Source organism: Pseudomonas chlororaphis subsp. piscium (assembly GCF_003850345.1).
Classification (GTDB): Bacteria; Pseudomonadota; Gammaproteobacteria; order Pseudomonadales; family Pseudomonadaceae; genus Aquipseudomonas; species Aquipseudomonas piscium.
The window spans coordinates 3,850,252-3,870,250 of the sequence record NZ_CP027707.1 but is presented as its reverse complement, the minus strand read 5'-3'; the positions used below and the strand labels follow the sequence as shown (position 1 = coordinate 3,870,250).

24 protein-coding genes are annotated in these 19,999 nt (G+C 57.5%); 16 read left to right on the top strand and 8 right to left on the bottom strand.

All coding sequences use genetic code 11. The features are described 5' to 3' along the window. Positions 1-3 precede the first annotated feature (3 nt). The 3 genes from C4K38_RS17810 to C4K38_RS17795 all read left to right on the top strand — a co-directional run bounded on the left by C4K38_RS17810 (position 4) and on the right by C4K38_RS17795 (position 2,975). The gene (locus C4K38_RS17810; RefSeq protein ID WP_053279513.1) at positions 4-393 is read left to right on the top strand and encodes a (deoxy)nucleoside triphosphate pyrophosphohydrolase; all 390 of its coding nucleotides are present in this window, start codon (positions 4-6) and stop codon (positions 391-393) included. Next, on the top strand, positions 386-1,210 hold the full coding sequence (locus C4K38_RS17805) for an HNH endonuclease (RefSeq protein WP_053279512.1): 825 nt from the start codon (positions 386-388) through the stop codon (positions 1,208-1,210). The genes C4K38_RS17810 and C4K38_RS17805 overlap by 8 nt, the downstream gene beginning before the upstream one ends. An 841-nt stretch (positions 1,211-2,051) precedes the next feature. Beyond that, positions 2,052-2,975, top strand: a complete 924-nt coding sequence (locus C4K38_RS17795; protein WP_124345294.1) for a hypothetical protein — start codon at positions 2,052-2,054, stop codon at positions 2,973-2,975. Positions 2,976-3,100: 125 nt separating this feature from the next. Here C4K38_RS17795 and C4K38_RS17790 read toward each other — a convergent pair whose 3' ends face one another. From C4K38_RS17790 to C4K38_RS17755, 7 genes are all read right to left on the bottom strand, one after another. Beyond that, a complete protein-coding gene (locus tag C4K38_RS17790) occupies positions 3,101-4,165 on the bottom strand; it encodes a phage integrase (protein WP_053279511.1) in 1,065 nt (354 codons plus the stop codon). 3 nt (positions 4,166-4,168) lie between these two features. Beyond that, positions 4,169-4,405, bottom strand: a complete 237-nt coding sequence (locus C4K38_RS17785; protein ID WP_053279510.1) for a DUF4224 domain-containing protein — start codon at positions 4,403-4,405, stop codon at positions 4,169-4,171. Continuing rightward, complete coding sequence (locus tag C4K38_RS32585; protein ID WP_231998529.1) at positions 4,405-4,803, bottom strand: hypothetical protein; 399 nt, start codon at positions 4,801-4,803, stop codon at positions 4,405-4,407. Before C4K38_RS32585 ends, C4K38_RS17785 begins: the two co-directional genes overlap by 1 nt. After that, a complete protein-coding gene (locus C4K38_RS17775; RefSeq protein ID WP_053279509.1) occupies positions 4,800-5,207 on the bottom strand; it encodes a type I phosphoribosyltransferase in 408 nt (135 codons plus the stop codon). Before C4K38_RS17775 ends, C4K38_RS32585 begins: the two co-directional genes overlap by 4 nt. A gap of 53 nt (positions 5,208-5,260) precedes the next feature. Continuing rightward, entirely contained in the window at positions 5,261-5,578 is a 318-nt protein-coding gene (locus tag C4K38_RS17770) for a pyocin activator PrtN family protein (RefSeq protein ID WP_053279508.1), read from the bottom strand. Between the two features lie 158 nt (positions 5,579-5,736). Continuing rightward, entirely contained in the window at positions 5,737-6,021 is a 285-nt protein-coding gene (locus C4K38_RS17760) for a phage antirepressor KilAC domain-containing protein (protein ID WP_053279507.1), read from the bottom strand. A gap of 10 nt (positions 6,022-6,031) precedes the next feature. Continuing rightward, on the bottom strand, positions 6,032-6,622 hold the full coding sequence (locus C4K38_RS17755) for a hypothetical protein (protein WP_053279506.1): 591 nt from the start codon (positions 6,620-6,622) through the stop codon (positions 6,032-6,034). Between the two features lie 369 nt (positions 6,623-6,991). On the opposite strand from C4K38_RS17755, the gene C4K38_RS17750 reads away from it, so the two are divergent. Continuing rightward, positions 6,992-8,380 (top strand): KAP family P-loop NTPase fold protein, encoded by a 1,389-nt coding sequence (locus C4K38_RS17750; protein WP_081364233.1) that lies wholly within the window; start codon positions 6,992-6,994, stop codon positions 8,378-8,380. A gap of 23 nt (positions 8,381-8,403) precedes the next feature. On the opposite strand, the gene C4K38_RS17745 is transcribed toward C4K38_RS17750, so the two are convergent. Next, complete coding sequence (locus tag C4K38_RS17745) at positions 8,404-9,135, bottom strand: LexA family protein (RefSeq protein ID WP_081001534.1); 732 nt, start codon at positions 9,133-9,135, stop codon at positions 8,404-8,406. Between the two features lie 79 nt (positions 9,136-9,214). Between C4K38_RS17745 and C4K38_RS17740 the strand changes: the two genes are divergently transcribed. From C4K38_RS17740 to C4K38_RS17685, 12 genes are all read left to right on the top strand, one after another. Continuing rightward, the gene (locus C4K38_RS17740) at positions 9,215-9,475 is read left to right on the top strand and encodes a hypothetical protein (RefSeq protein WP_081001526.1); all 261 of its coding nucleotides are present in this window, start codon (positions 9,215-9,217) and stop codon (positions 9,473-9,475) included. Positions 9,476-9,802: 327 nt separating this feature from the next. Next, positions 9,803-10,321: a phage regulatory CII family protein gene (locus C4K38_RS17735; RefSeq protein ID WP_053279504.1), complete on the top strand. Its 519-nt coding sequence runs from the start codon at positions 9,803-9,805 to the stop codon at positions 10,319-10,321. Beyond that, complete coding sequence (locus C4K38_RS17730) at positions 10,314-10,541, top strand: TraR/DksA family transcriptional regulator (RefSeq protein WP_081001525.1); 228 nt, start codon at positions 10,314-10,316, stop codon at positions 10,539-10,541. The genes C4K38_RS17735 and C4K38_RS17730 overlap by 8 nt, the downstream gene beginning before the upstream one ends. Further along, a complete protein-coding gene (locus C4K38_RS17725) occupies positions 10,531-12,747 on the top strand; it encodes a VapE domain-containing protein (protein WP_053279503.1) in 2,217 nt (738 codons plus the stop codon). The genes C4K38_RS17730 and C4K38_RS17725 overlap by 11 nt, the downstream gene beginning before the upstream one ends. Then, a complete protein-coding gene (locus C4K38_RS17720) occupies positions 12,740-13,102 on the top strand; it encodes a PA0613 family protein (protein WP_053279502.1) in 363 nt (120 codons plus the stop codon). Before C4K38_RS17725 ends, C4K38_RS17720 begins: the two co-directional genes overlap by 8 nt. Before the next feature lie 527 nt (positions 13,103-13,629). Beyond that, positions 13,630-13,977, top strand: coding sequence for a phage holin family protein (locus C4K38_RS17715; protein ID WP_053279501.1), 348 nt, complete (start codon positions 13,630-13,632; stop codon positions 13,975-13,977). Positions 13,978-14,113: 136 nt separating this feature from the next. Further along, positions 14,114-14,635 carry a DUF1441 family protein gene (locus C4K38_RS17710; protein WP_053279500.1) on the top strand — a complete coding sequence of 174 codons (522 nt, stop codon included), beginning with the start codon at positions 14,114-14,116 and terminating at the stop codon, positions 14,633-14,635. A gap of 4 nt (positions 14,636-14,639) precedes the next feature. Then, a complete protein-coding gene (locus C4K38_RS17705; protein WP_053279499.1) occupies positions 14,640-16,565 on the top strand; it encodes a phage terminase large subunit family protein in 1,926 nt (641 codons plus the stop codon). A 12-nt stretch (positions 16,566-16,577) separates the two neighbouring features. Beyond that, the gene (locus C4K38_RS17700; RefSeq protein ID WP_053279498.1) at positions 16,578-16,793 is read left to right on the top strand and encodes a hypothetical protein; all 216 of its coding nucleotides are present in this window, start codon (positions 16,578-16,580) and stop codon (positions 16,791-16,793) included. Between the two features lie 2 nt (positions 16,794-16,795). Then, positions 16,796-18,403 carry a phage portal protein gene (locus C4K38_RS17695; RefSeq protein ID WP_053279497.1) on the top strand — a complete coding sequence of 536 codons (1,608 nt, stop codon included), beginning with the start codon at positions 16,796-16,798 and terminating at the stop codon, positions 18,401-18,403. A gap of 2 nt (positions 18,404-18,405) precedes the next feature. Beyond that, positions 18,406-19,626 (top strand): S49 family peptidase, encoded by a 1,221-nt coding sequence (locus tag C4K38_RS17690; RefSeq protein WP_053279496.1) that lies wholly within the window; start codon positions 18,406-18,408, stop codon positions 19,624-19,626. An 11-nt stretch (positions 19,627-19,637) separates the two neighbouring features. Further along, entirely contained in the window at positions 19,638-19,988 is a 351-nt protein-coding gene (locus C4K38_RS17685; protein ID WP_053279495.1) for a head decoration protein, read from the top strand. Positions 19,989-19,999 lie beyond the last annotated feature (11 nt).

Genomic DNA, 19,999 nt, shown 5'->3' with positions numbered 1-19,999 from the left:
ACAATGAAAGAACCGGTAGCTGCCGCGGTCGTTCATCTCGATGGAAAAATTCTCATCACACGTAGAGCCCCAGGTCAGAAGTTGGCGGGCATGTGGGAATTTCCTGGCGGGAAGCTTGAGCACGGAGAAACTCCGCAGGACTGCATCATTCGCGAATTACGTGAAGAGCTGGGTGTTGAGTCCGTCGCCGGTGAGATTCTTACTTCTACGATGTACACCTATCCCGGCGGCGCGATCGAGCTGATCGCCGTCATAGTCGTACTTCAATCCACCCAATTCACCCTACAGGTACATGACCTGTTTGAATGGGTACGGCCTCAAGAGCTGCTGCAGCACGACCTTGCTCCTGCCGACATTCCAATCGCCGAGGAGATCATCCGAACATATGGTTAATTTCAATCCCCCAGTTCCGGGCTCTAACCTCAACAACGACGACCTGACGCAGCTGTTTCAATGCAGCCCTCAAGGAGGGATGCGCCGGTCGAATCGCACCAACACCCTTGTCATCGTTTCGAATCATGTCGCGTCAATCTATGACGATCGCTGGGTTGATGATGTGCTGCACTACACGGGTATGGGCCAGGTTGATAACCAGTCGCTGGACTTTAATCAGAACAGAACGCTGAACGAGTCTCGGGTTAATGGCGTCGCAGTGCATCTGTTCGAAGTCTTTACTGCTAAAACCTATACCTACATCGGTGAGGTAGAACTGGCTGATGAGCCGTACCAAGAGAGGCAGCCTGATGTGGAAGGTCGAGAGCGCTTCGTTTGGGTTTTCCCGCTACGCCTCAAGTCAGGCTCTCTGCCGGCCATTCCAGATCTAACGCTGCAACAGCTAAACCAGGTGAAAGAGAAACAAGCTCGTAAATTGAGTGATGCGGAGGTTGAAGCACTTGCCCGACGGCAGGGGCGGGACCGTGTTGGAAAACGCAGCACCAGAGTAACGCAACATCAGCGTTCGCCATGGGTAGCGGAGCATGCCAAGCGCAGGGCTAGGGGGCTATGTGACTTGTGCCAGGAGCCTGCGCCATTCAACAAGAAGGACGGGACACCTTTTCTAGAGACGCATCATATTGTGTGGCTTGTGAAGGGCGGGGCCGATACTGTAGAAAATACGGCCGCGCTTTGCCCCAACTGCCACAGAAAAATGCATGTACTAGACGATCATACAGACAGAAAGTTGTTAAGCGAACGATTAAGCGGTCACTAATATAGGGGTTGTATATGGAAGAGGAAATTAGTTTTGAGCATGAGGGAACGACTTACACCAGCTCCTACTTAGTTCAAGGAGACGAACTGATTGTTTATCTTCCTGACGGTAGCCAGAGGATAACTATTCTGCGCGGTCTTGATCCCGAGATAGCAGCGTTGAACCACTTGCGAGGGTTTGTACTGCATTCGAAAAGGTCTGGTTTTGTGAGTAAATGAAGGCTCTATCTGCTATGAACATCCGATTTTATTTATAGCCGTATTCTGGCTGAGTTGTTCTGGTGATGGCTAACGTCTAACGGTCGATTCTGTTGAAAAAGTCGGCTTCGGTTTCCACGGCAGAAAAGTACGTGCCCGAGATTAAAATCTGTGTTTTGCGCAGAAGGTTCAGGACTCGGATTTCACGTAGCAGCGTGCAAAAGAGGTGTTTTCACCCATCAATATTCGAGCGTTTTGGGCAAACCGACTTTTTCAACAGAATCGGTCAATAGCGGACGTTTGGCTTACGTCCGCGTTACCCCCAAAATAGTCATTACTGAGCGGAAACTTTGGGTGAAAGATACTGCTCCGTTGAGGAAGTATCGGTCAACGGTAAATGTAAAAACTCAGCATCGGCCGTGCCCTTTCTGCTGATGATTCAGACACTTAATATTAGGGGTCTTTACTCGCCTGTGCTGGAGGTTTAGCTACCCTAAGGTTGTGTAGCTGTAGGGGCGGCCAATAACCAGAATCGAGTCAGTTCACGAAAATACGTTTCTACTCTCGTTCAATTCTTTTCTCATTTCTGCACCGCATGGACTATGCTCGGAAATACAAGGAATCTCAGGAAGCGAGGGAGCGTGATGATGCGATCTATAGCGATTCTATTAGCTGCAATTTTCCTAAGTGGTTGCCAGACCTTAAAAATTGCAGCAACATCAAAAATTGAGCCCGAAGGAAGTGATAAGGGGTTTGCCGAGTTCCTTGGTGATCCCGATGGAATATTACTATTTCCGATACCTACAGAGTACAAGAAGTCGGTAGCTGCTGCATGCGGTTATAAGTATAGCCCATTGTTTAGTGGTTCTTTATGGGTTCCTGTGGTTGCTAAGTTGGCCTTTGATCTTGGTGCTGACCAGTTTGCGAACTATATCAAAGATATAAAGAAACGATCCTCCGCGGATTACAGTGCAAAAGTGGAAGCTAGTGTGAGCGATTTCGTGGCGAATCGTTGTGTGGTTGCTGGTCGTGTGAGGGAAAGGGATGGAGCTCTTGAATATGAGTCTTTAGTGGTGGCTAAGTTGTTCCAGAGTGCAGGGAACTCAGAGTTTTTAGTGCTGCGCCCTGTTTATGCCTGGGCAAAAAACAGTATTGCGCTAACTAAATGTGAAGAAAATTGCTTTAGTAAAAACCAAGCTCGACAGGGGAATATTGGAATAAGTATGGCGATAGTTGTCAGTGGAGTGACGCCTGACTCGACATCTGTGAATGGGGTTCGGCAATACGGCTCCGCAGTGGTTTCGTTTCCTGAGGTCTCTCTGAATGGGCTTGGAGTTCTTATAGAGGAGCCGAAGTTGCTGGGGATGGTGGCGCAGGTTTCGCCAATAGACTCAGAAATCATGCCTGCAAAACTTCCGGGGTCAAAGCTCCAGCTATCGGTGGCGGTTACTGAAACCGGTACTATAGGCGGAAACTTTGATCGTGCAGCTTCTGAAATTGAGGCACTGAAAGGAGCACTTGGACCCGCGCTCGAGGCTCAGGTTGCGAAGCGCTACAAAGATGAATGATGTGTACGGAATAGGCATCGGCTCCTTAGAGACCTCCGAGGCTAATGTTGGGGCAACTGAACCTAGGACAAGCAAATCCGCTTTTTGGCTGAATGCTGCCAAGTATGATCTTGGCAGCATTCGGGTCATTTCGTCGGCCTAACAATCTCACCAACTCGTCGATAGACCTTCTTCGTCATCTCCTCCGTTGAGTGCCCAAGCAGCCGGCTTGCATGCGTCAATTCAATCTCACTCGCCGCTTTCGGCCGAATGTCCTTGAACTGAAACTGCCGAATGCTAGCGGCCAGTGCCGGGTCTCCGTCAGTCGCTGCTTTGATTGCGGCCTTCTCTCGTGCGTCGTCCCATCGGTTTCGGAGCATCTGCTGGCTCATTCGCAGCCCTGATGCATTGGTGATCAGTGTCGATGTCCTGATGCTGTTAATGGCCCTGCGTTCCTGTAGGTCCTCGATAAATGCACTTAAGCCAGACTGGACACCTGCTTCTTCCAGCCGCAGGCGTAGCCGCTTTTCGGTTTTGCCCTGGCCAATCAGCAAGAATCCGTTGTTCAGGTCGGTGGCGGCGATTTTGAGTACGTCCGCGGGGCGTTGTCCGGTCAAGTAGGCCAGGTCCATTGCGTCCTTAAGCTCTTGCACCGCCTCGGCGTAGACCGCATTCCATACGGTCTCGCCGGCGTAATAGTCCCTGGGCTTTTCCTTGTTGCGACGAACGCCGAAGCACGGGTTGGCCTTGTCGGTCAGGCCCCACTCTCGGGCAATTGTGAATGCGTGGGAGAGCAGGGCGATTTCCCTATTGGCCCTGACCTTGGCTGTTCTGGCATCGCGGTACTGGGCGACCACTTGAGGTGTGATGGATTCGATAGGAGCGTTTTCAAAGGCTTTCCTGAGCTGTTTGAGTTCTTTTCGGTTGTCCGATTGGGTACGGATAGACTTGCCGGGGATGATTTCTTTTTCATACCGGTCGAATACGTAGCTCATCAAATGGTTGGGCTTTGGCGGCGTTTTGCACTCCAGCCTGGCCCATTCCACTTTGGCCTGATCGAGATCCGTACCCAAAGGGATCTCCTTCCGTTTGCCGGTGGCATCCCTGCCGTTGTAGTAGTACGACGTCCAAATCTGGCCGTTCTTGCCCTTCCTGATTCGCCTCACCATGCGTGGTGGTAGGTCTCGGTTGGCTGTGGTTTTCTTGCGCATGCGTCAGCTCACATTCGCCAGATTGAGTGACCACGTTTCAGCAACCGCGTTGACCGAAGAAGGCTTTACTCCCGCCAGCTTCAGTCTGGCGTAAACCCGGCCCACAACAGGACGCCGCGCGCCGGTCAAAACAAACTGCCAATGGTTTTCTGTCAGCCATTGGATTTGTTTGGACGGGAGCTGGTAACCGGTGATTGTGCACAGCTCTTCATCGGCCAAGGTCTCACTTTGTAGTTCCATTACCGAATGTCCTTAGGCTGTAGCAATAGGTAGTTGTGCATCTTTGGAGGGGGCTTATACCCCACAACAGGCTGCGCGGGCGGGCGTTCCTGAGCGATTAGCGCTGCATCAACACTGGCTGCCTCGCGCAGCTTTTCGTGGGGTATAAGCGCCTCGGTAGTGGCGCTGATAGGGGCAACAATGCCTGCTGCTGCGCAGCAGAGACTCTTTGTTTTCTGTGTGTCGATGCATACCTCTTCGCGGAGCAAAGCGGGGTGGGTGGCGTCGCAATCCTGCGCGCGCGCGTACCCGCTTTCCTCCGAGGTCGAGAGCTGCGTCGATCCCCGTCCGATGGCGCGGGCGTGTCCGGCGCATGGCGCAGAATCGAAGAGCAAGCCGGGGTGGTGGGCCTGACTCATGCTGCGGCCTCCTGTTCGGTGGGTTTCAAGAGGTCGGCGAGGGCGAGGGCTTCGTTACGCAGGCGGTATGCGTCGCGCTCGAGCTTCTTGCCCGTCTTGAAGGCGCTCCAGGTCTCGGCGGCAATGCGCAGGCTTTCAGCGATCTGCAGTAGGGTGTGGCGGTGCTGCTCTTGCAGTGCGCTTGCATCCTTCAGCCGCTTTGCGTGCGCGGCTAGGTGCCGGTGGTCGTTGCGCAGGAACTCCAGGGACGCTTCCAGTCGCTGGATGGTCGCCTTGTGCTCGAGGTCGCTGGCAATGCGACCTCGGACGCGGCCCTCTTGGCGGCCAAAGCAGTAGGCGTATGCGAATAGCCCGATAACGAACGCGCAGATGGCGGCGAGGGCGATGACCTGTTGAGTGGTCATGGGTGTTACTCCTTGTGGTGTGCGGACCGGTGGTGGCGGCCGTGCATTGGGGATTACTCGTTTGCTTCGGCTTGTGCGCGGGGCATGTCTTCATCCGCCTTGTAGGCTCTGATATCGATCAGCGCTGCGACATGTCGGATGTGTGCGTATTTCGGTGCCTTGCGGCTGTTGTCCAGGGTGGTGACAGGTAGCTCGATCCGGCCGCTGGTGATCTCTGCCGCAAATGACTCCTTGTTGAGGTTGCGGAAGTACTGCTCGCGCAGCCTTTCCAGGGGGATCAACACATCACCGAAGGTTCGATAGAGCAGCTCGACGGTGGATGAATCCGGTGCGGGGTGCAGTCGCAGCGGTGCTTGGCTGTTATTGCTCATGGCTCTGTTGGGCCTCCTTGCGTTTGTGTCTTGCCGGATGGTTCCAGGCGTTCAGGCAGTGGCGTTTGGTCAGCTCCCGCAGATGTTCTGGTACTTCGAGGAGCGCGGCATTGCGCTCCTCTTTGGTACGCAGGGCTAAGATCTGGCGGGCGTACTCCCTAGGCCACGTCACGGCGGTCTGCCGGTATCTCCGGCATCTCAAGGCCCAGCTGCTCGGCGAGCCAGGGCAGGCCGGCTTGCTTCACTCGGGTGGACTGGCTGTATTGCATGCCCAGCTCCGGGTGCCACCACTGGCCGTCCTTGATCCGCAGGTACTCACGGTCGCGGGTGGGATAGGCCGGCAGATTGCGCTCGTTGAGTAGCCCCTTTACGCGCATGAGGTCGATCAGTTTGGGGCGGGAGATGCCCAGGTACTGGGCTGCTTTAGCGAGATTGCGTTCCATGATTAACCCCCTATGCCGCGTGTGCTGCAGGAGTTGCGACTGCAGCCAGGTGGTTGATGGACTCGACGATCTTCTCGTACATCTCGGTGTCGCTACCGCACACGGTGAAGCACTTGGTGCGGGGCTTCTTCACACCAATGCTCATGATGGTCGTCACGGCTTTGCGCGTGATGTTGCGATGGAGGGCAATCTGAAGGGGGAGATCGAAGCCCATATCCAGGCTCATGGTGCCGCCTGTGCGTACCAGCTCGAACACCTGCTGCCGTTGTTCGGTTTCAAAAGTGCCGAATCGACGGCTAGCATGAGGAGGTGTCAGCAGATCGGCTGGGCTGCTTGGGTCGAAGGGACCGTTAACGATCTCTTCGATAAAGTCGGCCAGCTTAAGGTGCATCTTCTTTTCGTTCGGCAGGGTCAGCGTGTGGCGTTCGCTTCCCAGCTCTACAGTGAAGAGTGTGTCGGATTGGCTGCGTTCAACCTTGAGGCGGAAAGACAGCACATCGCGCCGCGGAGTGGAACGGAGCGTATGAGTAAAGGTTTCGGTCAGATTGACCTGGGCGCTGAGCAGTTGCAGCGTGCGGTTGTCGAGTTTGTACTTCTTCATGCTGCATGCCCTCCGCCATTTGGGCCGAAGGGATTAGGGAAGGGGCGGGACTTATGCTTGGGCTTGCTGACTATAAAGGTACAGCCGTGTTCGCGAGCTAGAGAGCGAACCTCGAATATACGGGTGGGGTTACACGCTGGATGGGCATGTAGGGTGGCTGTGGTGTGCATGGTATTGCCTCGCTCTGTGGTGGAGAGTGAGGTAAATATCAATCGAAGGATACGCAATGTCAACCTACGGTTGATATTTTGGCAGGTGATTATCTTCGCCTAGGCGCCAGATTGCAGCCGATGGTATGTTCTGCGGGTAGAGCGCTCCATAGTCAAATAGACAAGGGGCTCCCGTTTAAACATTAGAAGGATTTAATGATTGAAACTCAAAAATAAAGCTTTAGATATTCCCTCTGATAATATTTTTCAAAATGATAAACTTAGTCGTAGTGACAGTGTTAAGAATATAACGCTTTTGCTAAGGAACGTGTCGTCACCTCTAGTTTTTTCTGTAAATGGTCCTTGGGGAGCCGGAAAAACGACTTATTTACGCATGCTTCATGAAAGTCTAATTGTGAGCGAGAGTAAGTCGATTTACTTTAGTGCGTGGGAAACTGATTTCGCAGTGGATCCTTTATTGGCTTTCCTTGGCGAGATGAACGTTGGTTTGTCCAAGTTCTTGACCGGTAATTTAAAAAAAAGCAAAGCATGGAAGAAAGCGAAGGAAGCAGGTGCGCATATTTTGCGTAGAAGTATTCCAGTGGGTGTGAAGGTAGCTACTGTTGGATTGATTGATGCTGATAAGTTGATTGAGGATGAAGCAGCAAAATTCACTGAGTCCCTTTCAAAAGATATCATAGGGTCATATTCAAAAAATAAGGAGGCAATTGTAGAGTTTAAGAAAAATGTGGCAGAAGTACTTAGAAAAGAAGATGGAACCTCTGAGAAAATTTATATTTTTGTTGATGAGTTGGACCGGTGCAGGCCTACGTACGCAATAGAACTGTTGGAGCGGATTAAACATCTGTTAGACGTGGAAGGATTGGTGTTTGTTCTCGCCCTAGATAAAAGTCAATTAGCTCATAGTGTTAAGGCTGTGTATGGGGCTGATTTTGATGCTTTAGGATATTTAAAGCGCTTTATCGATGTTGAGTTTTCGCTACCCACAACAGATGTTAAGATTTTTATAAATTATCTTATATCTAATTTCGAGCTTGATAAATATTTTGCGGGCCGTAGGGGCGATACTAGTTATGATCAAGACAACTTGGTTAATACTTTAGTGGCAGTTGGAAGAAATATGTCGCTTCGAAGTATTGAACAATTGTTGTCTAAGATTAAGTTGATTTCTTTGACAGTATCGAGCAATCAATATTTTTATCCGGAGTTCGTGGTCTTCTTATTGTTTGTGAAAGATAACTATCAGAAGATTTATTCTGAGTTTTCTAAGGCTGAAATAGATGGCGAAGAATTACTTTCAATTCTTGGAGTTGTAATCTCGGGTGATGACGATCCGTCTGTTTGGTCCAGGCAATATGTGGAAGCTATGATTATCTCAGGAAAAATGAAAAATACTAAAATTTGGGCGGGTAGTAGGATATCAGCTCTAAAAGAGGTGGTTAATTCAAATAGCACTTCAGATCAACAGAAGAGAAATGCTGAGAGAATCTTAGAGTTGATTAGTTACCACAGTAAGTTTGGTAATCAGGTGCCGCTGGATAAAATAATAAGTCGAATTGATATGCTTTCTAGCTTTGATTTCAGTTGAATAGTAAAGGAATGACACGCTTATCATTCTGGAATGAATGAGCCCACTACCTTTCCACAAATGTGTGTTTCTTCCGTAATATCAATGATTGGATATTGCGGATTGATTGGCCTTAAAAATGTCCGTCCAGCATCCTCAACCAGCACTTTGAATGTAGCTTCATTGGTACGGGGAACCCGAGCAATCACTCGGTCCCCGGTGTTGGCTTCAACCTCGGGATCGACAAAGATGATACAACCAGCGGGATAGCTCCTACCGGGTCCAAAGTTGGTCATCGAGTCGCCACGCACCTTTAATGCATAACCACTGGGACTAATTGATACCGGGCATGATAGCCATGTATCTGCATGGTAAGCCTCGAAATTCGAGATGGCCTCACACCAAGCTCCCGCCTGAACCCAAGAGATTAATGGCACTTTGCCGAACCTCTCCAGCATAGGGCTGACATTGTTGTCGTCGCTGACGGGGATCAATTGTGAGTTCATGGCCTTAGCTTGTTCTTTAGGTAGTACGCCATACTCCAGCCACTCTCGACGCACTTTCAACCATGAACACAGCGCCGCCATGCTGTCCGCTTCGGCCATTGACTCTCCGTTTAGCCACTTGCTGATCGCTTGTGTGGTCTTTTCAACGCCCATCATCTTGAGTTGTTTATGGATGTCCACACCTCGGCCCCGGGAACGAATGCCGGCATCATCGAGTGCTTCATGTAGGCGCGAGCAGAACGCCGCGCGTAATTCGTTTTTATCAACCATAGGTTGAGAGTGACACGAAGCTTGCGCAATAGTCAGTTGATGTTTAATATCAACCATTAGTTGACTAATGGAGCCTGCCATGTTGGACCCCGCTCATTTTCCGAACGCCATTGCATTCGCTTTTGAGGCCGTAGGTGGGATTGGTGCCGCCGCCAAGATTTGTAGCAGAAGCTATCAAGCCCTCAATAAATGGCGCATAGCCGCATGCCTTCCTCGCACTGATTACACCGGAGAAACTTGCTACGCGGTGCTTCTTGCTGTTGCGGCTCGAGAGAAGGGTAATCCTTTTGATGCTGCCTGGCTGCTTGGTGTCTCTGCACCACACAAGGTCGCTGCATAAAGAAAAAAGGCGACCTAAAAGTCGCCCAGTTCCTCCCGACACGCACCACCACAGCGCTGTCGGGCCGCGATAAAGGTAGGCGGGCACACCACATGCGAACCGTCGACCTTTGCCGCGCTTTCCAAGGCTCGGAAGCCTTGGGTTGCTGCCTTTCTCCACCACAGATAGGGCAGCTGTTGCGCCAGGGGTGAGCAACGGATGCTTGCCCCGGCACGGTGCCGGTGTCGGTCTTGCGGACCTAGCCGGCTTTTGGGCCCTTTCAGCCACGCGGCAAATGTATCACCACTGCATGCCGCGCGGCACTGGCAACTTATTAGGATTAATGCCATGAGCCGAATTGCTCTGAGTTGTGTTGACCGGGCGCAGCGGGAAGTCCTGCCGCTCGATCTAGCGCTTTACCATGCTGCACGGGACTATCCCGGCGGCGCCGCAGCCATCGCCGCCACCACCGGCAGAAACGCCACCACCTTGCAGCACAAGCTGTCCCCGACCCAACCCAGCCACACCGTGAATATTCAAGAGTTCGGCGAGATCCTGGAACTGACCAAGGATCGCCGCATTCTGGATGCGGTGCATGCGCTGGTCGGTGACACGACCTGGCAGGAGCTGGCCGAGGCGTACACCAATGACATGCCCGAGACCCTGACCACCGGCATCGCAGAGTATTTCCGGCAGGTGGCGGCCCTGGCCGAGACCTGGGCCAAGAGCATCGGCGATGGGGTGGTGAGCGACCAAGAACTGGCTGCGATCCGCCTGCAGGTGTTCCGCGGGATTCAAGGGCTGCTGGGGTTGTTCAACCGCGCTACCTATGTCAACCAGACAACGCGGGGTGCTGACCATGGCTGATATTGCCGACTTCGCTAACGACCTGGTGCAGGAGCGAATCGACCAGGCGCTCGCCGCACGTAACGCCGCCAAGCCTGCATTGGCGGCGCATTCGTTCCTCTTCTGTGAAGGGTGCGAGGAATCGATTCCAGAGGCACGCCGCTTGGCTCTGCCAGGCTGCACCCGGTGTGTGGGCTGTCAGGCGGTCGATGAAGCGTGGGAGGCCCGTCATGCTCGATGAGGTATTGGGACAATTCGCGGACTACGGCCTTGAGCCCGCGCAGCCGCTGGTTTTCGGCAAGCTGACGCGCTGTAAAACCTCGCAGGACAAGGGCAAGGAAAAAAACGGCTGGTACGTCGTTCACGAGCATCGTACCGAAAAAGGCGAGACGCTGATTTTCGGCAGCTTTGGTGACTGGCGTTCCGGTGAGACGCAGAAGATCAAGGTCAAGGCCGGGCGGATGTCACCCGAGGAGCGCGAGGTTATGCGCGCTCGGCAGGAGGAGGCCAAGCGCCGCGCAGCCGAGATATCGGCCAACGCGGCCCGCCGAGCGGCAAAACGTGCAGCAGGTATGTTCAAACGCATGCCGGAAAAGGGGCGCAGTGATTACCTGGATCGAAAGCAGATCGTAGGCTTTGGCGTCCGTTATGCCCCGCGCTCTGGGGCATTTCTGGTGCCAATGAGCAACGTGCGTGACGACATTGTCGGCCTGCAGGTGGTGTATCCCTGTGCTCAGGAAGATACCGGGCGGGATAAGTCCTACTGGCCTTATGGGATGTCGAAGGAGGGGGCCTTTCATCTGATCGGCCCGCATCCAGATCCTGGCGAACCGGTGCTGGTCTGTGAGGGATACGCAACTGGTGCCAGCCTGCATATGGCGACTTCGCTCACGGTCGCCGTCGCGTTCGATGCAGGCAACCTATTGGTGGTCTGCAAGGCTATGCGTGAGCGTTTTGCGGGGTGCCCGCTGATCATTTGCCGAGACGATGACTGGAAGACCAAAAAGCCGAATGGTGACCCTTGGAACCCTGGCGAGGAGAAGGCCAACAACGCTGCATTGATCGTCGGTGGCCAGGTGGTCGCGCCGATTTTCTCAGGGGCGCGCGAGGATAAGTGGACCGACTTTAATGACCTGCACGTCGCCGAAGGTTTGGAGGCGGTGCGCCGCCAGGTGTTGGCGGTGGTCAAGCCGCCCGCAGCGGGTGGCTGGAAGGATCTGCTGGCCCGTAGCGAAAGCGGTGCTTTGATCGCGCATATGCAGAACGTCGAGCTGATCCTGGCCAATGACGAGCGCTGGGCCGGAGTGATCAGCTACAGCGCCTTCAGCTCGAAGATCGTCAAGCTGCGTGCCGCCCCTTATGGCGGCGGCACGGGCGATTGGGCCGACATCGACGATATGCGTGTCATGAAGTGGCTCGCGCAGCAGTACAACTTGCGGGTCAAGGCATCCCATGTGATCGAGGCGGTGAGTGTGGTTGCGCATGACCATGCCTTCCACCCGGTGCGCCAGTATCTGCAAAAGCTGGAGTGGGATCGAGTGCCTCGCCTGGAAAGCTGGTTGACCGACGTCATGGGCGTTAAGCCCAGCGACTACACGTCCAAGGTCGGCAAACGCTGGATGCTCTCGGCAGTAGCCAGGGTGATGAAACCTGGCTGCAAGGCCGACTCGGTGATGATTCTCGAAGGGGCTCAGGGTGCTGGTAAGTCAACGGCAATGAGCATTCTCGGCGGCGAGTGGTTTATGGACACGCCGTTCGCCCTGGGCGACAAGGACGGTTTCCAGGCAATCCGCGGTAAGTGGATCGTTGAACTGGGCGAGCTGGATAGCTTCAACAAGGCCGAGTCGACCAAGGCCAAGCAGTTCTTCTCGGCATCCACTGATACCTACCGCGAGAGCTACGGCCGCAGGACTATGGACGTGCCACGCCAGTGTGTTTTCGTGGGTACGACCAACCAGGATGAATACCTCAAGGACGCCACGGGCAACCGCCGCTATTGGCCGGTGGCATGCGCCAAGGTCGAGCTCGAGCTGCTGCGGCAGATCCGCGATCAGCTGTGGGCCGAGGCGATGTTCTGCTATGAGGCGGGCGACCTCTGGTGGGTAACGTTGGACGAGGCGGCGATGTTCGGCGAAGTACAGGACGAACGCTTCGTGGTGGATGAGTGGGAAGGTCCAATCCTGACCTGGCTTGAAGAGTCGCAGATCGGCGAAACCACTACCGGCAGCGAGGTGCTGGCCAGTGCACTGAAGCTCGACTACGGGCATTGGGGCAAGCCGGAGCAGATACGGGTCGGCGCGATCATGCACCGGCTGGGTTGGCGGCGTGTGCGTTTACCGGCATTGGTGAAAAGCGGTCAGCGGCCCTGGGCTTACAAGAAGCCGGCTGGGTGGGGCGGTGCGTCAGCGTTGCAGCGGGAAGCGTTCGAGGAGCCTTGCTTTGATTAAGCGAATCGACGATATGCTCAAGTTGTGGGCTGAGGATCTGCATAGCCCGCACGAAGGTGGTTCGGAGCTGGGCGGCGGCAACATGATTGCGATGCTGATGGAGTGCAAGGGCGAGTTGATACGAGGGACTCGCGGCAGCCGGGTGTTGCTGGACGAGTCGGCGGATATCGAGCTGATCGTGAACAAACATCTGCCTGCGCAGCTGTCGGTTCTTGTCCGGGAGCACTACTGCAACCACGACAGCTTCTTGTCGCAGAAGATGTTGCATTGTGGATGCAGTGCGCCGACCTACTACCGCCGCTTGCATGAAGCTCATGTACTGATCGACGGCATGCTGATGGGGAAGGCTGTGTGACCCCAGGCATGACCTCGGCTGTTGCTGTCCCATTGGCCCGCCTTGTCCCATTGTGTTTTGACATGATGGGACAAGCGCGGGCCTTGTGTTTGTTGGCGTGTCCCATTGTCCCACCAAAAACACCGCCCGCCCGCATGAGCGGAGCGCAGACCTGTACGCGCTATCGCGCGCATGCGTGTTTTTAGATTTTCTTCTTTACACGAGAAAAAGTAGAAACAGATGGGACAATGGGGCAGAGCCCTGAATTTAGGCGCTCTCAGGAGTCCCATACTCAGGTTGAGGTATGGGACATATGAGACGCCGCCGAAGCAACAGAATGCCGTGGGTAGATATTCGCCGACATTCGCTAGACGTTCACCCGGTGTTGCCCACTTATTCACCGGGTGGCATTAAAGCGGGGTTGCTGCCATGAGAATCGACCTGTAAAAAGTAGCCATCTTCGATAGGTGCGACCGCAGAGAGCGGCAGACACCACACTCACCAAACCCGGCCCTTGCGCCGGGTTTTTGCGTTTAAGGGGCAGGGGAATGACGAACGAGCAGCAAACGCTGGTGGACATGCCGATCTGGATGGTGATTGTCCTTTCACTGGTCGGCGGTGTTTCCGGGGAGATGTGGCGAGCCGACAAGGCGGGCGCCCGGGGCTGGTCCTTGATTCGCCGCCTGGCACTTCGGTCGGGGGCCTGCGTGGTCTGCGGGCTTGGCACCATCATGTTGTTGCACGCCGCCGGGGTTTCGATTCTCGCAGCAGGCGGGATCGGATGCCTCACGGCGATGGCCGGTGCCGACGTTGCGATTGGTCTGTACGAACGCTGGGCCGCCAAGCGGTTGGGCCTCGGGCAGGTGCCGCCGGCCACTGGCGAGGCGGGGCAGTGACCCGGCCAGGGGGCGGGGGTGGGGGCCGGTTTTTTGGGTCCTCCCCCGAGGCCGCCCCCTACACGGGTGCGCAGACTCGCGGGTTCCCTGCAGCTGAGATTTTGGCAGGGATGTCCGTCTTTTCAAGGACTTAGTGATGGGCAAGACAGTCAGCAAGGTCGAGCTCGGCGAGATCGTCGGTCGAGACGAGCGCACGTTGAGCCGGTGGCAGAAGGAAGGCATGCCGGTGATCGAGTTCGGTGTTGGGCGCGGCAACGAAAACCAGTACGACACCCAGGCGGTGATCGAGTGGCTGCTGCGCCAGGCCGCATTGAACGGCAAGAAAGAATCCACCCGCGACCGACTCGACAGGCTGCGCGGAGATCGCGAGGAACTGGCCTTGGCCAAAGACCTGGGCGAGGTCGTGATCGAAGCCGAGATGGTCGAGCGCTTCGAGGCGGTGATCACCGCGGCCAAGATCGAGCTGCTCAACACCTTCCCTGATGAGCTGGCGGCAACCCTGTCCGCCCAGTACGGCGTGCAGGTCGACGACCAGCTGATCCGTGAGCCCATCGAATCAATACTTAGGAGGCTGTCCGCGTATGACGAGGACGAAGATCTCGCTGGGGATCTTGACGAGCCGGACGACGAGGAGGGCTCTGAAGACGACGGCGAGTAAAGCAATGGGCCGGGTCTGCCGCAAGTGGGCGCCGCCCCCGCGCATGACCATCATCCAGTGGGCGGACAAGTTCCGCTGGCTGGCCCCCGAAGAGTCAGCAACACCAGGCAAGTACCGGTTCGACAAGACACCGCACCTGATCTGGCCGGGTGGCCCGCTCGAGGCGCTGGATGATCCGAACGTTGCCGAGATCGTAGGCCGCAAGTCGGCCCAGGTGGCCTGGACGTCGGGCGTGCTGGGCAACGCCCTCGGCAAGTGGATTGACCTCGACCCGTCCCCGATCCTGATCCTGTTCCCCAAGGCCGAGGCGGCCAAGCAGTATGTCGGCGAGAAGCTCGAACCGATGATCGAGGCGACGCCGCGGCTGCGCAAGAAAGTTGACCTGCGCAGTCGCAAGCTGCAGCAGCGCCAGGACTTCAAGCGGTTCCCCGGCGGTTTCCTGAAGATGGTCGGCTCCAACAGCCCGGCCAGCGTGAAGTCGACGCCGGTACCACGGGTCGCTATCGAAGAGCCCGACGACTGCAACCTGAACCTGCGGGGGCAGGGGGACAGCATCAAGCTGGCCAAGGAGCGCCTCAAGACGTTCCGCCGGTCGAAGATCATCATCGGCGGCACCCCGACCATCAAGGGGCTGTCGGCGATCGATGCCGAGCTGGAACTGTCGGACAAGCGCGTGGGCCTGGTCCCGTGCCACGGCTGCGGCCAGGCGCATGCGCTGAGTTTCGACCACCTGCACTGCGACGAGGACGAGCACTACTTCCACGAGGTGTACGGCAAGCGCCGTCCGGAAACGGCGTACTACGCATGCCCTCACTGCGGCGAGATCTGGGATGACCATCAGAAGAACGCCAACCTCAAGCTTGGGCGCTGGGAGGCGACCGCCGAGTTCCGCGGCATTGCCGGCTACATCCTCAACGAGCTGTATGCCACGTTCCATGGCTCGCGCTTCGAAGTGCTGATGGAGAAGAAGCTGCAGGCCGAACACGCGGCGTCGCTGGGGAATATCGGCCCGATGATCGCCTTCACCAACAGCTCGATGGGCGAGAGCTACGAATACAAGAGCAACGCGCCGAAGACGGACGAGCTGGAGAAACGTGCCGAGCCTTATGCCGAATTGACGGCCCCGAAGGGCACGCTGCTGGTCACGGTCGGCGTCGACGTCCAGGGCGATCGTCTTGCCCTGGTTATCGTGGGTTGGGGGCGAGGGGAGGAGTCCTGGCGGTTGTACTGGGGCGAGCTGCCCGGCAACCCAATCGACCCGAATGACGGGGTGTGGACCGAGCTCGACAGGATCATCGCCACGCCGATCCCCACCGAGAGCGGTGCGCAACTGGCCGTGTCGGCGGTCAGCATCGACAGCTCCGACGGTAACACTAGCGACGCGGTGTACACCTACGTTCGGGATCGCCAGCGCTTCAACATCATGGCGATCAAGGGCGCGTCCATCGACAGCCGGGACCGGGAGATCTTCACCAAGCCGGCCCAGTCAGCGGATACCAGCCAAGACAACACCAAGGCCGCCAAGTATGGCTTGCGCGTATTCATCGTCGGTACCCATAAGGCCAAGACGCTGATCGATGGCCGGATGCGCCTCAAGGGCAGCGGGCCAGGGCGCATGCACTGGTACAGCGAGATCCGCTCGGACTACTACGAGCAGGTGACCAACGAAGTCCTGGCGCCGCACCCGCGCAACCCCAGCAAGATGGTCTGGCAGAAGAAGGCCGGCCGACGCAACGAAGCGTTGGACTGCGAGGTGTACGCCTTGCACGCGGCCCGCAGCCTCAAGACGCACCTGCTGCGTGACAACGAATGGGACCAGCTGGAGCAGCAACTGCTTCAGCCCACCCTCTTCACTACTGAACAGGCGGTGGCGCCGATTCCTCGTCGCGTGGTTTCGCGCGGTCGGGGCACACGGAGCCGCGTCAGCTAACCGAGGTTCACCATGACAGATGCACAACAACGCCTTGCCGAAGTCCGGGCGGCGATCTCGCGCGTCCTGAAGAACGGCCAGCGGCTGCGTCGGCAGGATCGGGAGGTTCAGCTGGCCGAGCTCAACAGCTTGCGCTTGCTGGAGAAACAGTACGCCGAAGAGGTCGCCGCAGAGCAGGCAATGCTCCAAGGCCGGGGCCGCAACCGCATTTCCTACGTGGGGATCTGACCATGTGGCCGTTCAGTAAACGGGAGTCGGCTGCCGAGCAGCTGATGACCGAAGCGATCCGCGTGGCCAGGGCATCGGTCGATGGGCAACAGATCGTCGCCCAGGGCGGCGGCGGTGGGGTCGAAACTCGCTGGCGCGGCGCGTCCCGGGTATTGCGCAGCGTAGCCAGCTGGCTGCCTGGCCTCGGCAGCCCACGGCGCGACTTCAATCAGAACGAGCGCCGCATGCTGGTGGCGCGCTCCCGTGATGCCATGCGTAACCACCTGGTGGCCCGCGCGGCAATCACGCGGCTACGCACCAACGTCGTGGGCACGGGGCTGGTCTGTCGCGCCCAGGTCGACCATGAAGCGCTGGGCCTGACCGAAGAGGAGGCCGAACAGCTCAACGCTAAGCTGGACCGGTTGTGGTCGCTGTATGCCGATGACCCGAGGGAGTGCGACGCCGAAGCGACGCTCAACCATTACCAGCTGCAAGCCCTGGTGCTGGTGTCGTCGATGGTGGCGGGTGACGTGTTCGTGGCCAGCCCGGACCAGGAGCGTCCCGGTTGCATCTTCAGCACGCGGCTGCAGCTGATCGAGTCCGACCGTGTCGGCAACCCGAACGGCGGCATGGACCGTGCGGAACTGGTGGAAGGGGTCGAGTTCGACGGGTTGGGTTCGCCTGTGGCGTACCACGTGTGTTCCGGCTACCCCGGTGAGCATCTGGCGGGTAAGACGCTGCATTGGGAGCGGCTGACCGTGTTCGGTGCTGAGACTGGGCGGCGTCGCGTGCTGCACGTCATGGCCGACAAGGAGCGGCCAGGGCAGAAGCGCGGCGTGCCGTACCTGTCGCCGGTGCTGGAGCCCCTGCAGAAGCTGGAGCGCTACAGCAGCGCCGAGCTGATGGCGGCGGTGATCTCGGCGATGTTCACCGTGTTCATCAAGAAGAGCAATGACTTCAGCACCGGCAACCTGCCGATGTCGGCTCTGACTGAAGAACAGCCCGGAGGTGATGACAGCTCAGACGGCACGCTGGCACTGGGTGAAGGCGCCATCGTGGACCTCGGCGTGGGTGAGGAACCGATGGTGGCCAACCCCGGTCGCCCAAACGCCCAGTTCGACCCGTTCTTCACCGCGGTGGTGAAGGAGATCGGCGCGGCACTGGAACTGCCGCTGGAAGAGCTGCTGTTGCACTACAGCAGCAGTTACAGCGCTGCCCGTGCCGCGATGCTCCAGGCCTGGCGCTTCTACAGCTTGCGCCGCTGGTGGCTGGCCTGCGACTTCTGCCAGCCGAGCCGCGAGCTGGTCATCGATGAGGCTGTGGCCAGGGGGTTGATCGACCTGCCTGGATACAACGTTCCGGCCAGGCGCAAAGCCTATTGCCAAGCCATCTGGATTGGCCCGGCCCGTGGCGCCATCGATGAGCTCAAGGAAGCCAATGCTGCCGGCAAGCGCATCGAGATCGGCGTGAGCAACGAGACCCTGGAAACAGCGGCCATGACCGGTGAGCCCTGGCAGCAGGTCATTCGTCAGCGAACCCGCGAAGTCACCTATCGCCGTACACACAACATGCAGGCCCTGCCCAAGAGCGGGCTTGAGTCCCCGCCTGACCCCAATCCCGAAGAGGAATAGACATGTCTCGAGCACTTGAGCTGGCGGCCTCGCAGCCCTGGCTGATGCTGCCCGACGCGCTGGACAACCTGCTGACCATCTCCGACCGCATGGGCGATCCGGTGGCACTGGCGACCAAGCGCGGCGAGCAGTTGGAGGACACCCGCAAGGTGACCATGCGCAACGGCGTGGCAGTGGTGCCGGTCGTTGGGCCGATCTTCCGCTACGCCAATCTGTTTACCGAGATCAGCGGTGCGACCAGCACGCAGATCCTGGCCACGGACATCCAGCGAGCGCTGGACGATCCCAAGGTCAGGTCGATCGTACTCAACATCGACAGTCCCGGCGGGGTCGCGTCGGGCATCAACGAGCTGGCCGAGATGATTTACGCCGGCCGGGCGCGCAAACGCATCGTCGCCTACATCGGCGGGATCGGGGCCAGCGCGGCCTACTGGATCGCCTCGGCGGCCAGCGAAATCGTCATCGACGAAGCGAGCCTCGCCGGCAGCATCGGTGTTGTCGTCGAGGCGGTAGTCGAGAACGAGAAGGTGAGCGGCCGTACTCGATACCAGATCGTCAGTCGCAATGCCCCCAACAAGCGCCCAGACCTCAACACCGAGGAGGGCCGCGCCAAGCTGGGCGAGACCATCGATGCCCTGGGCGAAGTCTTCGTGGGCAAGGTTGCCCGCAACCTCGGCGTGGCTGCCGAGAAGGTGCCCGAGATGGGCGATCACGGCGGGATCCGCGTCGGTGCCGACGCCGTCAAGCACGGCCTGGCCCATCGCGTGGGCTCGCTCGAATCCCTGATTACTGAACTGGCCAAGCCGGCCATCAACTCCCCAAGGATACACACCATGACCACCGTCACTACCACGGCAGAACTGCGCACGGCGATTGCAGCTGGCACTGACCCCAACACCATCGAGATCGCTCAGGCGGCCCAGCCTGACACCGCGGCGATCCGCACCGAGGCTGCCACCGCGGAGCGTGAGCGCATCAAGGGCATCAACGCCCTGGCCGCCAAAGGCTTCGAGAAGGAAGTCGGGGCGGCCATCGACGATGGCAGCTCTGTGGAAGCCACCGCGCTGGTGCTGTTCAAGGCGGCTCAGGACCGCGGTATCTCGCTGGCCGCCATCAAGGGCGATGCCCAAGGCGTCACCGGCACTTCCCCATCCACTGACGGCAAGCAAGCCGACCGCAAAGCCGCTGTCAGCGCCATTGTGGCCGGCGCGTCGCGTCGCTGAAGGAGAGTTTCATGAGTAATCCCGAACGTAAAAGCTACCTGCCGACTCAGCTCTCGGCGGGCGATTTCCCCATCGTGATGGACACCGGCGTTATTGCTGCCGGCCAGAAGCTGGCCCGCGGCGCGGTGCTGGGTCAGGTCACGGCCTCCGGCGAGTTCCTGCTGTGCAAAGCCGCGGCCGAGGACGGCTCGCAAAAGCCCACGGCCATTCTCGATCAGGACGTGGACACCACCGACGGCGCCAAGAGCGTGCCGATCCGCCTGACCGGCCAAGTGCTGGGTAGCCAACTCACCTTGGGCGAGGGCCTGACCCTGGCCGCTGCGAAGGCCGCTCTGCGTCCTCTCTGCCTTTTCATTCGCTGATCGGAGTACCC

Coding starts and splice junctions, on each gene's coding strand:
- C4K38_RS17810 (WP_053279513.1), top strand. CDS start 4: ATGAAAGAACCGGTAGCTGCCGCGGTCGTTCATCTCGATGGAAAAATT.
- C4K38_RS17805 (WP_053279512.1), top strand. CDS start 386: ATGGTTAATTTCAATCCCCCAGTTCCGGGCTCTAACCTCAACAACGAC.
- C4K38_RS17795 (WP_124345294.1), top strand. CDS start 2,052: ATGATGCGATCTATAGCGATTCTATTAGCTGCAATTTTCCTAAGTGGT.
- C4K38_RS17790 (WP_053279511.1), bottom strand. CDS start 4,165: ATGCGCAAGAAAACCACAGCCAACCGAGACCTACCACCACGCATGGTG.
- C4K38_RS17785 (WP_053279510.1), bottom strand. CDS start 4,405: ATGGAACTACAAAGTGAGACCTTGGCCGATGAAGAGCTGTGCACAATC.
- C4K38_RS32585 (WP_231998529.1), bottom strand. CDS start 4,803: ATGAGTCAGGCCCACCACCCCGGCTTGCTCTTCGATTCTGCGCCATGC.
- C4K38_RS17775 (WP_053279509.1), bottom strand. CDS start 5,207: ATGACCACTCAACAGGTCATCGCCCTCGCCGCCATCTGCGCGTTCGTT.
- C4K38_RS17770 (WP_053279508.1), bottom strand. CDS start 5,578: ATGAGCAATAACAGCCAAGCACCGCTGCGACTGCACCCCGCACCGGAT.
- C4K38_RS17760 (WP_053279507.1), bottom strand. CDS start 6,021: ATGGAACGCAATCTCGCTAAAGCAGCCCAGTACCTGGGCATCTCCCGC.
- C4K38_RS17755 (WP_053279506.1), bottom strand. CDS start 6,622: ATGAAGAAGTACAAACTCGACAACCGCACGCTGCAACTGCTCAGCGCC.
- C4K38_RS17745 (WP_081001534.1), bottom strand. CDS start 9,135: ATGGTTGATAAAAACGAATTACGCGCGGCGTTCTGCTCGCGCCTACAT.
- C4K38_RS17740 (WP_081001526.1), top strand. CDS start 9,215: ATGTTGGACCCCGCTCATTTTCCGAACGCCATTGCATTCGCTTTTGAG.
- C4K38_RS17735 (WP_053279504.1), top strand. CDS start 9,803: ATGAGCCGAATTGCTCTGAGTTGTGTTGACCGGGCGCAGCGGGAAGTC.
- C4K38_RS17730 (WP_081001525.1), top strand. CDS start 10,314: ATGGCTGATATTGCCGACTTCGCTAACGACCTGGTGCAGGAGCGAATC.
- C4K38_RS17725 (WP_053279503.1), top strand. CDS start 10,531: ATGCTCGATGAGGTATTGGGACAATTCGCGGACTACGGCCTTGAGCCC.
- C4K38_RS17715 (WP_053279501.1), top strand. CDS start 13,630: ATGACGAACGAGCAGCAAACGCTGGTGGACATGCCGATCTGGATGGTG.
- C4K38_RS17710 (WP_053279500.1), top strand. CDS start 14,114: ATGGGCAAGACAGTCAGCAAGGTCGAGCTCGGCGAGATCGTCGGTCGA.
- C4K38_RS17705 (WP_053279499.1), top strand. CDS start 14,640: ATGGGCCGGGTCTGCCGCAAGTGGGCGCCGCCCCCGCGCATGACCATC.
- C4K38_RS17700 (WP_053279498.1), top strand. CDS start 16,578: ATGACAGATGCACAACAACGCCTTGCCGAAGTCCGGGCGGCGATCTCG.
- C4K38_RS17695 (WP_053279497.1), top strand. CDS start 16,796: ATGTGGCCGTTCAGTAAACGGGAGTCGGCTGCCGAGCAGCTGATGACC.
- C4K38_RS17690 (WP_053279496.1), top strand. CDS start 18,406: ATGTCTCGAGCACTTGAGCTGGCGGCCTCGCAGCCCTGGCTGATGCTG.
- C4K38_RS17685 (WP_053279495.1), top strand. CDS start 19,638: ATGAGTAATCCCGAACGTAAAAGCTACCTGCCGACTCAGCTCTCGGCG.